Raw genomic sequence first — 14948 nt, 5'->3', positions numbered from 1 at the left:
ATAAAACTAATAACAAATGGGATAAATTTTATGAAAATAAAATTCTAAAATAATAACAAAACATGAATGTTTATTCTGGAAACAAAAGAATCTATAAATAAAAAAATCTATAGAAATAGATATTTTTCATAAAAAAAGGGGTTGATAAATGTAATTTAAGATTAAAAATCTTCTTCATATACATTAACCATAATCAAAAAATGAGTAATTTATTTATATAAATAAGCTATAAATTGCCTTTGATCATAAAAATCAATTACTCAATTAAAGAGTAAAAACCGGCTATATCAACAGCTAATAAAGTTAGCAAAAATAATCTATAAAACAATACAAAAAGTGATAATCATTAAACGAGTTGTTTTTATTATTGATTCACAGTATAAAATACTCATAAACTAAGTAAATCAGAATAATTAACTCACCCTTTATTTTATCCTTTAAATAATAATGTTAATTTGAATTAACAAAAATATAACGCTAGTTATCATGAAGTTAAGATAAACATAGTAAAAAACAGGATCTAATTTAAATAACTTATTGAAAAACAATGCATTATAATTAATAAATAGTTACAAACCCTAACATATTGCAATATATATATAATTACTGAATTATTATGTCAAAAATGGCAAATAAATTACGTTTTTATACTAAACCTCATATTAAAACTGAGTCAGTAGGTTATACATCTAAAAAAGATACTTTTATTTTTTTTACCCTCACTTTTTTAAGAATAATCTTATAAAAATAAATTCTATTTTTCTTATCAATAGAGCAAAAAAAAACCTTTTTGAGTTAATTTTTTAGATAAATACCATTGATAGCGGAATCGGTTCACCTCATCACAGAAAAGCAAAAATGCACTCAATCCTGAGTGTTTTCTATGCTATCTTTATAAACAGCAAAAGAATTCTATTAAGAAAATAGAGAAAACAATAAAAAGTCACCAATCACTATTTTCATTAACCCAGAATCTATAAGTACTGGAGATGATTTCAATATATTGATTTGAATAGAAATAGCACTATAGCTACTTATTCGCTATAGATAATATTTACAGGATAATAAAGAGACTGATATGTATTATGGTTTTGATATGGGCGGTACAAAAATAGAGCTTGCCGTTTTTGATAAAGATCTCACCCAAATTTGGCAAAAACGTGTGCCCACTCCGAAAAATGATTATCAAGCGCTATTAAATGTTTTTAAAGACTTAACATTGGAAGCAGATAACGAATTAGAATGTAAAGGAAAGGTTGGTGTAGGCATACCAGGTATTGTTAATAATAAAGAAGGTACGGTATTCACGACGAATGTACCCGCAGCTAAATATAAACCCATGATCCATGATTTAACCCAAATTTTGGATAGACGCGTAAAAGTAGAAAATGATGCAAACTGTTTTGCATTATCCGAAGCATGGGACCCACATTTTCGTCATCATCCTTCTGTATTAGGTCTTATTTTAGGGACCGGTGTTGGTGGTGGTTTTGTCATTGATGGAAAAGTTATCTCAGGTAAAAATGGCATTGCTGGCGAAATAGGCCACATGAATTTAAATATTGATGCAGATAGTGTGATTGGCGAAACTATGCCAAAAATTTTATGTGGTTGCGGTAAAAGAGCCTGCTTTGAAACCTATTTATCAGGTCGTGGCTTTGAACGTATGTATAAAGCGTTTAATGATTCACCACTTAGAGCCGTTGATATTGTTGCCCAGTATTATGCAGGTGATGAGAAAACAAAAGAACATGTCGATCGCTATATGAAAGTACTCGCTATTTATATCAGCAATATATTGACTGTGCTCGATCCTCATTTAGTCGTTATTGGTGGTGGGCTATCTCAATTTGATGCATTGTATCAATTACTGCCAGAATATTTAGCGCATTCTGTTTATGGTAATGTTCAACTGCCTACAATAGAAAAAGCACGTCATGGTGATGCTGGTGGCGCTCGTGGTGCTGCATGTCTTAATCTATTAGATTAATCAAACAAGATAAAAGAGCCTTTATTTTCAAAGACTCTTTTATTAAAAGAGAGTGATTAAGGTAATCGTTATGAATAATATCTGGTTAAAAAAAAGATTACTTTTTCTTAGTGGATTAACTATCACATTAATCCTACTACAACTAATCAACAGTCTATTCCCTATGGTATTAGTACAATGGGGAATAGAACCAAGAACAAGTAAAGGGCTTATTGGTATTTTAATTGCACCTTTTCTACATGGCTCTTGGTCACACCTTTTTAGTAACTTATTACCACTACTTATTCTAAGCTTCCTATTAATGACGCAATCTTTACGTGAATATATTCAAGCTAGCTTTTTTATTATTATCGTAAGCGGTTTATTAGTATGGATTTTTGGTCGCCAAGCTATTCACGTTGGTGCTAGTGGTTGGATTTTTGGATTATGGGCATTACTTATTGCACATGCTTTTACTCGCCATAAAATCATTGATATTTTAGTCGCACTGTTTGTTCTATTTTATTATGGTTCGATGGCTTATGGATTAATCCCAGGCCAGATTGGCGTATCCACAGAATCACATATCGCAGGTGTTGTTGCAGGTTTACTCTATGCTTGGAGTGCAAGGAAAATTATTCGTCGGAAAAGTCGAGTAATAGAAGTGACTAAGTCATGAAATGGCTTAATCACTTCTCTTTAATACTATTTTTGCCCTATTGGTAATAGCGTTTTACCATACATTTCATTTAAGACTTCAGCCATAGCTAAATAAAAAGCACTAGCACCACAAATAATGCCTTCAAACCCAGCAATTTTTAATATCAAAGTGTTACCGCTGATATTACCAACAGCAAGCAATGCAAATAAAACGGTAAGGCTTAAAAAGATAAATTGTAATGCCTTGTTTGCTTTTAATGTGCCAATAAACATAAATAAGGTAAAAATACCCCATAAAGCTAAAAATACACCAAGAAAAAGAGGCGAAGTTGGCTCACTGAGACCCATTATGGGTAATAACCAAATACCAACAAGTGTTAACCAGAAAAAGCCATAAGAGGTAAATGCAGTAGCACCAAACGTATTACCTTTTTTAAATTCAAAAATACCTGCAATAACTTGTGCTATTCCACCATAAAAAATTCCCATACTCATAATTACAGATACAACAGGAAAAAATCCGGCATTATGTATGTTCAACAAAATCGTTGTCATACCAAAACCCATTAAGCCTAATGGACCAGGATTGGCAATACGTTCGTTAGTCATAAAACCTAAAACCTCTAAAAATAATAGGGAAAAATTAAAAAATATTTTAAGGCGCTGGATAATAAGAGGTTATTCATCTAAAAACAATGATCGTAAAGGGTATCTTTTCGAATAATGTTCTACACTGATACTTAGGGCAAATAACTAGATATTTTTACTTGGTAAATAATCATTAAGCAGTTTTAGATGCTAAATTTACAGTAAAACCTAAAACAAAATAAAACACCAAATAAATTTGATAGATATTATTTATTAGATCATTAGTATATATATTTGATTTAAGCTGTTTTTTATATCTGAAATTAATGATAGATATAATATAAAAAGTACTGATATTTTAATTAATAAGCGAGCTGATTATGAAAAAAATAATGTTGTTAATAATAGGTAGTGCATTAGCGTTTGCTTCTCAAGCCAATACCCAAAATAATGGTGGCTTTATCTCTGCACAAAATAATAGTCAGATAAGTGCAGAACAAGGCGGATTTAAAGGACCGTCTATTAGCGAAACCACGGTTATCAAAGCAAAAGATCTTTCTGACGATACCTGGGTAGTATTAACAGGAAAAATCACGAAAAAAATTGGCGATGAACTCTATGTTTTTGAAGATAATACAGGAGGTATTAATGTCGATATCGATAATAAAAGATGGAAAGGTCAAACAGTAACACCTGAAAACACCGTCAGAATTGAAGGGAAAATTGATAAAGAGTGGACGAGTACCGAAATAGATGTAAAACAAATAACCATAGTCAAATAATTTAAATATCTTAGACAAAAAAGTTCACTTTAACCTAAAGGTAGCTTTAGGTTTATGGTAACCATTAGTTAAAGCACAATCATCCTAAACTAGACGTGTTTTAACTGAATGAAGTTACCCTTTCATTTATATCCTAACTCTACGTTCTCCATGTTTAATTTTCCCCTATAACTCATTATGGGGGATTTTTTTGTCCTTTTTCTCTCTTTTTTAACTCAATAAAAAATCCCAGCTAACCTTATGGCTAACTGGGATACAATTTATTACGCTTTTATACTCGTTTATTCAACAGTAACTGATTTTGCTAAGTTACGAGGCTGATCGACATCAGTCCCCTTAATCAGCGCCACATGATAAGAAAGTAATTGCAGAGGAACGGTGTAAAAAATTGGCGCAATTAACTCTTCTACATGAGGTAGAGAAATCAGCTTCATGGTTTCACTTTCCACAAAACCAGCATCTTGATCAGCAAAGACATACAGTAAACCACCACGAGCGCGGACTTCTTCAATATTAGATTTTAATTTCTCTAATAACTCATTGTTTGGCGCAATGATGATAACAGGCATATCAGCATCAATGAGTGCTAAAGGACCATGTTTTAGCTCACCAGCAGCATACGCTTCTGCGTGAATATAAGAGATCTCTTTAAGCTTCAATGCACCTTCTACCGCGATAGGATATTGATCACCACGACCTAAGAAAAGTGCATGACTTTTTTCAGAGAAGTCTTCTGCTAATGCTTCAATCACTTTATCTTTTGATAACATGCTTTCAATACGGCTAGGTAAAGCATGTAATGCTGTTGAAATCTCTTTTTCTAAAGTCGCAATACCTTTAATGCGTCCCATATAGGCCACCAGCATTAATAGAACGGTTAATTGCGTTGTGAATGCTTTGGTTGAAGCTACACCAATCTCAGCACCCGCTTTTGTCATGAGAACAAATTCAGATTCACGCACTAAAGAAGAGCCTGCCACATTACAAATAGCAAGTGATGATAAATAGCCTAATTCTTTAGATAAGCGTAAAGCTGCTAATGTGTCCGCTGTTTCGCCAGATTGAGATAATGTAATTAATAAGCTGTTACGACGAGTCGCTGGCTTACGATAACGGTATTCTGATGCTATTTCTACATCACAAGGAATACCCGCTAAAGATTCAAACCAATAACGCGAAACCATACCTGCATTATAAGAAGTGCCACAAGCAACAATTTGAATATGTTCAACTTGTGATAAAATCTCTTCTGCTTTTGGTCCTAATTCACGTAAATCTATACTTTCTGTTTTTAAGCGATCTTCTAATGTGTTTTTGATCGCTAAAGGTTGTTCATAGATCTCTTTTTGCATGTAATGGCGATAAATACCTTTATCACCAGCATCATATTGAACATTAGATTCTATAATATCACGAGAAACTTCTTCACCTTGGTTATCAAAAATATGAACATGGCGACGAGTAATCTCAACAACATCACCTTCTTCAAGATAGATAAAGCGACGAGTTACAGGTAATAGAGCTAATTGATCTGAAGCTAAAAAGTTTTCACCAACACCAAGACCCACAACTAAAGGACTGCCTGAGCGAGCCGCAACTAATAGTTCAGGAGCGCGACTATCCATAATCGCTGTACCATATGCACCACGTAATTGAGGAATAACACGCTGCACGACTTCACGTAAAGTGCCACCCTGACGTTGTTCCCAATTCACTAAATGCGCGATAACTTCAGTATCTGTTTGAGAAATAAACTCATAGCCTTTTTTAATCAGCTCTGCTTTTAATTCTTGATAGTTTTCGATAATACCATTATGAACGACAGCAATAGTACCCGAGACATGAGGATGCGCATTATCTTGGCAAGGCTCGCCATGCGTAGCCCAACGAGTATGGGCAATCCCTGTACCACCAGCAACGTGCATTTTTTCTGCTTCATCCGCTAGCATTTTGACTTTGCCAACTTCACGCAGACGCGTCATTTCACCATTGCTATCCACAACAGCTAATCCCGCAGAATCATACCCGCGATATTCTAAGCGACGTAAACCTTCAATTAATATTTCAGCAATGTCGCGTTGTGCTACTGCACCTACTATTCCACACATAGTGTTATTCCTAAAACTGTGCGTTTATCGCACTTGTATGTCTTTATACCTGATTATTAAATTCCCCTAGCCATTGTAGTAAGTGGGGAGTTTTGTTTTTTATAATCTGTTTTCTAGAATAATAGCGTACAAGAAAAGGGCGATAATTAGACATACGCCCTTTTCTTAAAATAGTTTATTTTTGCTTTACAGGACGTTTCCAACCTATGATATGAGTTTGTTTAACACGACTGATGACTAATTCGTTTTCATTCACATTTTTCGTTAAGGTTGTGCCTGCACCAATAGTCGCGCCACTGGCAACAGTAACAGGTGCAATTAATTGAGTATCTGAACCAATAAAGACATCATCACCAATAACTGTTTTGAATTTATTAGCACCATCATAGTTACAAGTAATAGTACCGGCACCAATATTTACGTTAGCACCAACTTCAGTATCACCTAAATAAGTTAAATGGCCAGCTTTAGAGCCAACACCTAAGCTTGCTTTTTTCATTTCAACGAAATTACCAACATGCGCTTTATCCGCCAGTTCACTACCAGGACGAAGGCGAGCAAAAGGCCCAACAGTACATTCTTTTGCTAAATTAGCATTCTCGATCACCGTATATGGGCTAATGATAGAATTATCATCAATAACACAGTTTTTTAGTACACAACCTGTACCAATTTCAACATTGTTACCTAGCGTGACCTCACCTTCAATAATGACGTTAGTATCGATAACCACATCTTGACCATGAGTTAATGTGCCTCTTAAATCAAAACGCGCAGGATCAAGTAACATAACGCCTTCAAGTAATAGGCGCTCTGCCTGTTCTGCTTGGTAAATACGTTCTAATGTTGCAAGTTGCAAACGATTATTCACACCTTCCATCTCACTATGATGACGAGGATGTGCCGTTTCAATTTTACGACCTTCTTTATGCGCTAACGCGATAATGTCAGTAATATAATACTCTTGTTGTGCATTATTGTTATCGAGCTTGCCTAACCAACGTTTTAAATCAGCACCATTAGCAACTAAAATACCTGTATTGATTTCTTTAATTTTTAATTGTTCTTCAGAGGCATCTTTTTGTTCAATAATGCCAGTAACGTCACCATTTTTACGAACAATACGACCATAGCCCATTGGGTTATCTAAAATAACCGTCAATAAACCAATACCACCTTCAGGTTTTACGGCAATTAATCGCTCTAGTGTTTCTTTAGTGATAAGAGGAACATCACCATAAAGCATTAAAATATCTTCATCGTCAGCAAAGAAAGGCGCTGCTTGTTGCATTGCATGACCTGTTCCTAATTGCTGGGCTTGCAGTACCCAATTAACAGGCTGTGCACCTAATTGCTCTTTCATTAAATCACCACCATGTCCATAAACAAGATGTGTTTGTTGAGCACCAAGTGATTTTGCTGTATCTATCACATGTTGAACCATGGATTTACCTGCAAGTTTATGAAGAACTTTAGGTAATTTTGAGTACATGCGGGTACCTTTTCCCGCAGCAAGAATAACAACGCTTTTAGCTGAATTAGACATAATTAACCTGATAACTCCCGTAAAGAATGGCAAGTAAACCCGTTTATGCTAAATAATACTACATATTTCGCCACACAAAATATTTCATAACGCAAAAAGCCAGTTAGCTTAAGGCCAACTGGCTTTTTTAATAGACTGCCTATTTACATCAACGGCGCGTCAATTCGATTACACGTAATTTTGCAATCGCTTTAGCTAACTCTGCTGATGCCTGAGCATAATCAACATCACCATGAGAGGATTGAATGTGTTCTTCAGCTTTACGCTTAGACTCTAATGCTTTCGCTTCATCCAAATCACGACCACGGATAGCTGTATCTGCTAGTACAATGACGCTTGTAGGCTGAACTTCAAGAATACCACCAGAAAGGTAGATAAACTCTTCTTCACCCGATGTTTTTACGACACGTACCATGCCCGGTTTTATGGCAGTTAATAACGGGGTATGCTGCGGATAAATACCGAGCTCACCTTCGCTACCAGTTACCTGAATGCGTTTAACATCACCGTCATACAGCTTTTTCTCAGCACTGACTACTTTCAGGTGGAACGATGTATCGGCCATATCAACCTCCCGTCAGCCGTATTAAAGCTTCTTAGCTTTTTCTACTGCTTCATCGATAGTACCAACCATATAGAACGCCTGCTCTGGCAGGTGGTCATAATCACCGTTAAGGATACCTTTAAAACCACGAATAGTGTCTTTTAATGATACGAACTTACCTGGTGAACCGGTAAATACTTCAGCAACGAAGAATGGCTGAGATAGGAAGCGCTGAATCTTACGCGCACGCGCAACAACCAGTTTATCTTCTTCTGACAGTTCATCCATACCTAAAATAGCAATGATATCTTTCAGTTCTTGATAACGTTGCAAAATAGACTGAACGCCACGAGCTACATCATAATGCTCTTGGCCAACGACCTGTGGGTCTAATTGACGGCTGGTTGAATCCAGTGGGTCAACCGCAGGATATATACCTAAAGAAGCAATCTGACGGCTCAGTACAACTGTTGCATCTAAGTGAGCAAACGTTGTAGCTGGTGATGGGTCAGTTAAGTCATCCGCGGGTACGTATACTGCTTGAACAGAAGTGATAGAGCCTGTTTTAGTAGAAGTGATACGTTCTTGAAGAACACCCATCTCTTCTGCCAATGTTGGCTGGTAACCTACTGCTGATGGCATACGACCTAACAGTGCTGATACTTCAGTACCAGCTAAGGTATAACGATAGATGTTATCGACGAATAACAGAACGTCACGGCCTTCATCACGGAATTTTTCAGCCATGGTTAAGCCAGTCAATGCAACACGCAGACGGTTTCCTGGTGGCTCATTCATCTGACCATATACTAACGATACTTTGTCAAGAACGTTAGAATCTGTCATTTCATGATAGAAGTCGTTACCTTCACGAGTACGCTCACCCACACCGGCAAATACAGAATAACCTGAGTGCTCGATCGCGATATTACGGATCAATTCCATCATGTTAACGGTTTTACCCACACCCGCACCACCAAACAGACCAACTTTACCACCTTTCGCGAATGGACAAATTAAGTCCATTACTTTGATACCAGTTTCAAGTAGTTCTTGAGAGTTAGATAACTCTTCATAGCTTGGTGCTTCACGGTGGATAGACCAACGTTCTTCAGTGGCGATATCACCTTTCATATCGATAGGTGTACCTAGAACGTTCATGATACGTCCTAATGTAGCTTTACCCACTGGTACTTCAATTGGGTGGCCTAAATCTTCAACTTTTAAGCCACGGCTTAAACCGTCTGATGTACCCATTGCGATACAACGAACAATTCCACCACCTAACTGTTGCTGAACTTCTAGCACCAGTTTTTCTTTACCATTCATAACCTCAAGAGCGTCGTATACTTTAGGGACGCTATCCTGAGGGAATTCGGCGTCTACTACGGCGCCGATTACCTGGACAATCTTTCCAGTAGCCATCTTGAATCCTCTACGTAATTCGTAAACCTAGCTGTTATACCGCGGCTGCACCAGACACAATTTCAGTCAATTCCTGAGTAATACTTGCTTGGCGTGCTTTGTTGTACACCAGTTGCAGTTCTTTAATCAGGTTACCACCGTTATCTGTAGCGGCTTTCATCGCGACCATTCGTGCTGCCTGCTCACTTGCTAAGTTCTCTACGACGCTCTGATAAACCTGCGATTCGATATAACGACGCAGTAAAGTATCCAGTAGCGCCTTAGGATCTGGTTCGTACAGATAATCCCAAGATTTTTCTTTAAGTTCTTCATCATCACCTGGTGGTAATGGTAAAACTTGAAGAATTTTTGGCTCTTGAGCCATGGTATTGATGAACTTATTTGCCACCACATACAGTTTATCTAAACGACCTTCATCATAAGCTTGCAACATGATATTAACTGGACCAATAAGGTCTGACAGTTTTGGATCATCACCTAAACCAGTTACTTGTCCAACAACATTTCCACCGACAGAGCCGAAGAATGATGCTGCTTTAGAACCAACAAGGGCGAGATCTACCTGTACACCTTTTTCAGACCACTCTTTCATGTCTGCCAGTAGTTTTTTGAACAAGTTAATGTTCAAACCACCACATAAACCACGGTCGGTCGAAACAACCAGGTACCCGACACGTTTAACTTCACGCTCTTCGAGGTATGGATGTTTATATTCCAGATTACCTAACGCAAGGTGACCAATCACTTTGCGCATGGTTTCTGCATAAGGACGGCTGGCTGCCATGCGTTCTTGCGTTTTACGCATTTTCGACGCGGCGACCATCTCCATCGCTTTTGTGATCTTTTGTGTGTTTTGCACACTGGCGATCTTGGAACGTATCTCTTTTGCGCCGGCCATTTCTGCTTCTCCTCATGAACCAGACGGCCTAATATTAACGATTAGGCCGAATAGTTATTACCAAGACTGAGTCGCTTTGAAGTTATCTAGCACGCCTTTCAGCTTCGCTTCGATTTCTTCGTTATAAGTACCGGTCTGGTTGATTTCTTTCAATAAATCAGCGTGTTCACGAGCGGCATAAGCTAATAACGCAGCTTCAAATGGCACAACTTTTGAAATCTCAACATCTTCCAGATAACCACGTTCAGCAGCAAACAGAGATAAAGACTGTTGTGCGACAGACATTGGTTCGTACTGTTTCTGTTTCAGCAATTCAGTCACTTTCTGACCGTGGTTTAGCTGTTTACGCGTAGCATCATCTAGATCTGAAGCGAACTGAGAGAATGCTGCGAGTTCACGATACTGCGCAAGAGCAGTACGGATACCACCAGAAAGTTTCTTCATAATCTTAGTCTGAGCTGCACCACCAACACGAGATACAGAGATCCCTGGGTTAACAGCTGGACGAATACCTGCGTTAAACAGGTTAGATTCTAAGAAGATCTGACCATCGGTAATAGAGATTACGTTCGTTGGAACGAATGCAGAAACGTCCCCTGCTTGCGTTTCAATGATAGGTAACGCAGTCAGAGAACCGGTTTTACCTTTAACTTCACCATTAGTGAAAGCTTCTACATACTCTGCATTAACGCGAGCTGCACGTTCTAATAAACGAGAGTGCAGATAGAAAACATCACCTGGGTATGCTTCACGTCCTGGTGGACGACGAAGTAACAGTGAAATTTGACGGTATGCGACAGCTTGTTTAGACAAGTCATCGTAAATAATCAGGGCATCTTCACCACGGTCACGGAAGTATTCACCCATTGCACAACCTGAATATGGAGACAGGTATTGCAGTGCTGCTGATTCTGAAGCAGAAGCAACAACGACGATGGTGTTTTCTAACGCGTTATGCTCTTCTAATTTACGAACAACGTTCGAAATAGTAGAGGCTTTTTGACCGATAGCGACATAAATACATTTAATGCCTGAATCACGTTGGTTAATAATCGCATCGACAGCCAGTGCAGTTTTACCTGTTTGACGGTCACCGATGATTAACTCACGCTGACCACGACCGATTGGGATCATGGCATCAACAGATTTATAACCGGTTTGTACTGGCTGATCGACTGATTGACGGTCGATAACGCCAGGAGCAATCATCTCTACTGGAGAGAAACCATCATGCTCGACAGCGCCTTTACCATCAATCGGCTCACCCAATGTGTTTACCACACGGCCAAGCAGACCACGACCAACTGGAACTTCCAGAATACGGCCTGTACATTTTACTTTCATGCCTTCTGCTAAGTCAGCATAAGGTCCCATCACAACCGCACCAACAGAGTCTCGCTCTAAGTTAAGTGCGATAGCGAAACGGTTACCCGGCAGTGCGATCATCTCACCCTGCATAACTTCGGCTAAACCGTGGATACGAATGATACCGTCACTAACGGAAACAATCGTACCTTCATTGTGAGCTTCACTCACTACATTGAACTGAGCAATGCGCTGCTTGATCAGTTCGCTGATTTCAGTGGAATTCAGTTGCATATGCTCCAGTCCCCTTAAGACTGCAAGACGTCAGTTAATCGCTCTAAACGGCCACGAATACTGCCATCGATGACGAGGTCATCGGCGCGTATAATCATGCCTGCGATAACGGACTTATCAATTTTGCAATTCAGCTTCACTTTGCGTGATAGACGTTTTTCCATCGCTGCAGAAATGTTAGCTAGCTGCTGTTTAGTTAGCTCAATGGCAGAAGTTACTTCAACGTCAACCGTTGATTCAAGTTGTGAACGCAATTGAATAAACTGGTTCAAAACTTCAGGCAACGTTGATAAACGGCCATTCTCAGCCATAACACGAATCAAATTCTGAGCATGTTCATCTAGTTGATCACCACAAAGGTCGATAAAGATGTCAGCCAGTTTTTCTGATGCTAAAGAGCCAGAAATTAACTCGGTTACCTGCTCATTGCGTGCTACTTCAGCGGTGAACGCCAGCATAACCTGCCATTTATCGACAGCCTGGTTTTCCACAGCAAAGTCAAAAGCTGCTTTGGCGTAGGGGCGAGCTACCGTTGCAATTTCAGACATGCCCCTCCCTCCTTACAGTTCAGCGACCAGTTTATCAACGATGTCGCTATTAGCAGCTTCATCCACGGAACGTTCAATAATTTTCTCGGCACCTGCGATAGCCAGCATTGCGACTTGTTTACGCAGTTCTTCACGAGCACGTTTACGCTCTGCATCCAGTTCGGATTGAGCTTGTGCCACGATTTTACTACGTTCTTGCTCTGCTTCAGCTTTAGCTTCTTCAATCATTTCAATGCGTTGTTTATTCGCAGATTCAATAATTTCTTGAGCTTGAGCTTTTGCTTTCGCTAACTGTTCGCCTGCATCGGCTTTCGCTAAATCTAAGTCCTTTTTAGCACGTTCTGCAGAAGATAAACCGTCAGCAATTTCTTTTTGACGTTTTTCAATGGCCGCCATAATTGGTGGCCATACAAATTTCATACAGAACAAAACAAACAGGACAAATGCGATGGCCTGGCCGAGGATTGTTGCATTTAAATTCATAGCACAATACCTCTATCTTGGTTATAAACTAATTTGATGTTTTTTATTGCTATTGGCCTTCATTAGGCAACAGCAAACATCACATAAAGTCCCAGACCCACAGCAATCATCGGGATGGCATCAACCAGACCCATAACGATAAAGAACTGTGTACGCAGAAGAGGAATTAAATCAGGCTGACGAGCAGCACCTTCTAAAAATTTGCCTCCGAGGATTCCGATACCGATTGCAGCACCGATTGCAGCTAAACCCATCATAATAGCGGCAGCCATGTACAGCAGATCCATACTCAGGTTTTCCATGACAGTCTCCAGTTTGTTTCAGTTATTTCTTCAAAGAGTTAATAATTAATGTTCTTCAGATGCCATCGAAAGATAAACAATCGTTAGAACCATGAAAATAAAGGCTTGTAACGTAATAATCAGAATATGGAATATTGCCCAAGGAAGGCTTAATAACCATTGTGACCACCACGGTAACAGACCAGCAATAAGAATAAAGATCAGTTCACCTGCATACATGTTACCAAACAGTCGAAGACCGAGTGAAACAGGTTTTGATAGCAGGCTTACCCCTTCCAGAATTAAGTTAATAGGAATAAAAATAGGATGATTAAAAGGCTGTAAAGTCAGCTCTTTAGTAAATCCTTTTATACCTTTCATCTTAATGCTGTAGAAGAGAATCAGGATAAATACACCAATTGCCATCGATAGAGTTACACTTACGTCCGCTGTCGGTACGACGCGTAACGCTGGTAATCCAAAGATGTGTTCACCGATATAAGGGATGAAATCGATTGGTAATAAATCCAGGGCATTCATTAACAGCACCCAAACAAACACAGTCAGTGCCAGAGGTGCAATGACTTTGCTTTTCCCGTGATACATATCACGGACGCTGCTATCAACGAAACCAATGACCATTTCTACTGCAGTCTGGAATTTTCCCGGTACGCCACTGGTTGCTCTTACTGCTACTTTTCTAAATATCCATAGGAACAATGCACCCATGACGATTGCAAAGAAAAGTGAGTCAATATTTAACACCCAGAACGATGGCGTATTTTCAGCATGGGGATTGACCAATTCGAAAGTACGCAGGTCCAGCTGAAGGTTATTCAGATGGTTACCTATGTAATCTCTAGTGGTTAATGCTTCTCCTGATGCAGACATGATGCCAATTACCCTTTTGTTGTTAAAAACGCTAACCGTTTATGACGGCTGGTGCAACGACCTGCATAACAAGCACCGCTAAGTAGGCCATGACCAGAGGTGCAAATGCCGCTTTAAACACTCCTAAAGCAACTATCAGTAAGGCTATTGATAATATAACCTTAAACCCTTCACTGAAAGCAAAAAGCCAATTTATGCGAACTGGAGCCTCTTCTTTGACTTTCTGTAGACGAATTAGCATTAAGAAAGCAACATTTGGAAGCCAACATGCCATTCCGCCTAAAAAAGCTGAAATACTCCAGTCTGTACTCTTAAAGTAGAAACACGCACTGAGAATAACAAAAGTCATAAACTGCAAAACTAGCAGTTTCAGTGCAACTTTCCCGCTATAGAGGGAGATAGACATGACGTTTGTTTTCTCCAGACTAGCTATTGCAAAAGGTATTACTGAATAATGTATCAAACTGTCTTTGCTATAAAGTGTCAAGTGACAAAAACGAGCAAATTATACGGGGCGTAGCAATGAATTCAATCAATAAGTAACGAAAAAGTGAAGAATAATTTAAATTTTTAATAAAGGTTCCATTTATTAAAAATGATTCAGAACAAAAAACATAAAAACAGAA

At 38.6% G+C, this 14948-nt stretch carries 15 protein-coding genes; 3 read left to right on the top strand and 12 right to left on the bottom strand.

Annotated elements, in window-relative coordinates:
* Positions 1-1078: 1078 nt before the first annotated feature.
* Together nagK and M983_RS08310 are read left to right on the top strand one after the other, a co-directional pair.
* Positions 1079-1990, top strand: a complete 912-nt coding sequence (gene nagK, locus M983_RS08315) for an N-acetylglucosamine kinase (protein WP_066749616.1) — start codon at positions 1079-1081, stop codon at positions 1988-1990.
* 70 nt (positions 1991-2060) lie between these two features.
* Positions 2061-2648 (top strand): rhomboid family intramembrane serine protease, encoded by a 588-nt coding sequence (locus tag M983_RS08310; protein ID WP_066749615.1) that lies wholly within the window; start codon positions 2061-2063, stop codon positions 2646-2648.
* Positions 2649-2674: 26 nt separating this feature from the next.
* On the opposite strand, the gene satP is transcribed toward M983_RS08310, so the two are convergent.
* Entirely contained in the window at positions 2675-3238 is a 564-nt protein-coding gene (gene satP, locus M983_RS08305; protein ID WP_066749614.1) for an acetate uptake transporter, read from the bottom strand.
* 371 nt (positions 3239-3609) lie between these two features.
* Here satP and M983_RS08300 point away from each other — a divergent pair, with 371 nt between their 5' ends.
* On the top strand, positions 3610-3999 hold the full coding sequence (locus tag M983_RS08300) for a YgiW/YdeI family stress tolerance OB fold protein (protein ID WP_245684031.1): 390 nt from the start codon (positions 3610-3612) through the stop codon (positions 3997-3999).
* Positions 4000-4280: 281 nt separating this feature from the next.
* On the opposite strand, the gene glmS is transcribed toward M983_RS08300, so the two are convergent.
* From glmS to atpI, 11 genes are all read right to left on the bottom strand, one after another.
* Positions 4281-6107 (bottom strand): glutamine--fructose-6-phosphate transaminase (isomerizing), encoded by a 1827-nt coding sequence (gene glmS, locus M983_RS08295; protein ID WP_066749612.1) that lies wholly within the window; start codon positions 6105-6107, stop codon positions 4281-4283.
* A gap of 175 nt (positions 6108-6282) precedes the next feature.
* Complete coding sequence (gene glmU / locus M983_RS08290; protein ID WP_066749611.1) at positions 6283-7653, bottom strand: bifunctional UDP-N-acetylglucosamine diphosphorylase/glucosamine-1-phosphate N-acetyltransferase GlmU; 1371 nt, start codon at positions 7651-7653, stop codon at positions 6283-6285.
* A gap of 148 nt (positions 7654-7801) precedes the next feature.
* Positions 7802-8218, bottom strand: coding sequence for a F0F1 ATP synthase subunit epsilon (locus M983_RS08285; RefSeq protein WP_066749610.1), 417 nt, complete (start codon positions 8216-8218; stop codon positions 7802-7804).
* Between the two features lie 21 nt (positions 8219-8239).
* Entirely contained in the window at positions 8240-9622 is a 1383-nt protein-coding gene (atpD, locus tag M983_RS08280; protein WP_066749609.1) for a F0F1 ATP synthase subunit beta, read from the bottom strand.
* Between the two features lie 34 nt (positions 9623-9656).
* Positions 9657-10520, bottom strand: a complete 864-nt coding sequence (gene atpG, locus M983_RS08275; RefSeq protein WP_066749608.1) for a F0F1 ATP synthase subunit gamma — start codon at positions 10518-10520, stop codon at positions 9657-9659.
* A gap of 57 nt (positions 10521-10577) precedes the next feature.
* Entirely contained in the window at positions 10578-12119 is a 1542-nt protein-coding gene (gene atpA, locus M983_RS08270; RefSeq protein WP_066749607.1) for a F0F1 ATP synthase subunit alpha, read from the bottom strand.
* Positions 12120-12133: 14 nt separating this feature from the next.
* Complete coding sequence (atpH, locus tag M983_RS08265; protein WP_066749606.1) at positions 12134-12667, bottom strand: F0F1 ATP synthase subunit delta; 534 nt, start codon at positions 12665-12667, stop codon at positions 12134-12136.
* A 12-nt stretch (positions 12668-12679) separates the two neighbouring features.
* The gene (gene atpF / locus M983_RS08260; RefSeq protein ID WP_066749605.1) at positions 12680-13150 is read right to left on the bottom strand and encodes a F0F1 ATP synthase subunit B; all 471 of its coding nucleotides are present in this window, start codon (positions 13148-13150) and stop codon (positions 12680-12682) included.
* Between the two features lie 62 nt (positions 13151-13212).
* Positions 13213-13452: a F0F1 ATP synthase subunit C gene (gene atpE, locus M983_RS08255; RefSeq protein WP_004246596.1), complete on the bottom strand. Its 240-nt coding sequence runs from the start codon at positions 13450-13452 to the stop codon at positions 13213-13215.
* A gap of 45 nt (positions 13453-13497) precedes the next feature.
* Positions 13498-14322, bottom strand: a complete 825-nt coding sequence (gene atpB, locus M983_RS08250; protein ID WP_066749604.1) for a F0F1 ATP synthase subunit A — start codon at positions 14320-14322, stop codon at positions 13498-13500.
* Positions 14323-14353: 31 nt separating this feature from the next.
* A complete protein-coding gene (atpI, locus tag M983_RS08245) occupies positions 14354-14728 on the bottom strand; it encodes a F0F1 ATP synthase subunit I (RefSeq protein ID WP_066749603.1) in 375 nt (124 codons plus the stop codon).
* Between the last annotated feature and the right edge of the window lie 220 nt (positions 14729-14948).

This window comes from Proteus myxofaciens ATCC 19692, from assembly GCF_001654855.1.
Classification (GTDB): Bacteria; Pseudomonadota; Gammaproteobacteria; order Enterobacterales; family Enterobacteriaceae; genus Proteus; species Proteus myxofaciens.
This window is presented reverse-complemented; position numbering and strand designations above follow the sequence as displayed.

Coding starts and splice junctions, on each gene's coding strand:
- nagK (WP_066749616.1), top strand. CDS start 1,079: ATGTATTATGGTTTTGATATGGGCGGTACAAAAATAGAGCTTGCCGTT.
- M983_RS08310 (WP_066749615.1), top strand. CDS start 2,061: ATGAATAATATCTGGTTAAAAAAAAGATTACTTTTTCTTAGTGGATTA.
- satP (WP_066749614.1), bottom strand. CDS start 3,238: ATGACTAACGAACGTATTGCCAATCCTGGTCCATTAGGCTTAATGGGT.
- M983_RS08300 (WP_245684031.1), top strand. CDS start 3,610: ATGTTGTTAATAATAGGTAGTGCATTAGCGTTTGCTTCTCAAGCCAAT.
- glmS (WP_066749612.1), bottom strand. CDS start 6,107: ATGTGTGGAATAGTAGGTGCAGTAGCACAACGCGACATTGCTGAAATA.
- glmU (WP_066749611.1), bottom strand. CDS start 7,653: ATGTCTAATTCAGCTAAAAGCGTTGTTATTCTTGCTGCGGGAAAAGGT.
- M983_RS08285 (WP_066749610.1), bottom strand. CDS start 8,218: ATGGCCGATACATCGTTCCACCTGAAAGTAGTCAGTGCTGAGAAAAAG.
- atpD (WP_066749609.1), bottom strand. CDS start 9,622: ATGGCTACTGGAAAGATTGTCCAGGTAATCGGCGCCGTAGTAGACGCC.
- atpG (WP_066749608.1), bottom strand. CDS start 10,520: ATGGCCGGCGCAAAAGAGATACGTTCCAAGATCGCCAGTGTGCAAAAC.
- atpA (WP_066749607.1), bottom strand. CDS start 12,119: ATGCAACTGAATTCCACTGAAATCAGCGAACTGATCAAGCAGCGCATT.
- atpH (WP_066749606.1), bottom strand. CDS start 12,667: ATGTCTGAAATTGCAACGGTAGCTCGCCCCTACGCCAAAGCAGCTTTT.
- atpF (WP_066749605.1), bottom strand. CDS start 13,150: ATGAATTTAAATGCAACAATCCTCGGCCAGGCCATCGCATTTGTCCTG.
- atpE (WP_004246596.1), bottom strand. CDS start 13,452: ATGGAAAACCTGAGTATGGATCTGCTGTACATGGCTGCCGCTATTATG.
- atpB (WP_066749604.1), bottom strand. CDS start 14,322: ATGTCTGCATCAGGAGAAGCATTAACCACTAGAGATTACATAGGTAAC.
- atpI (WP_066749603.1), bottom strand. CDS start 14,728: ATGTCTATCTCCCTCTATAGCGGGAAAGTTGCACTGAAACTGCTAGTT.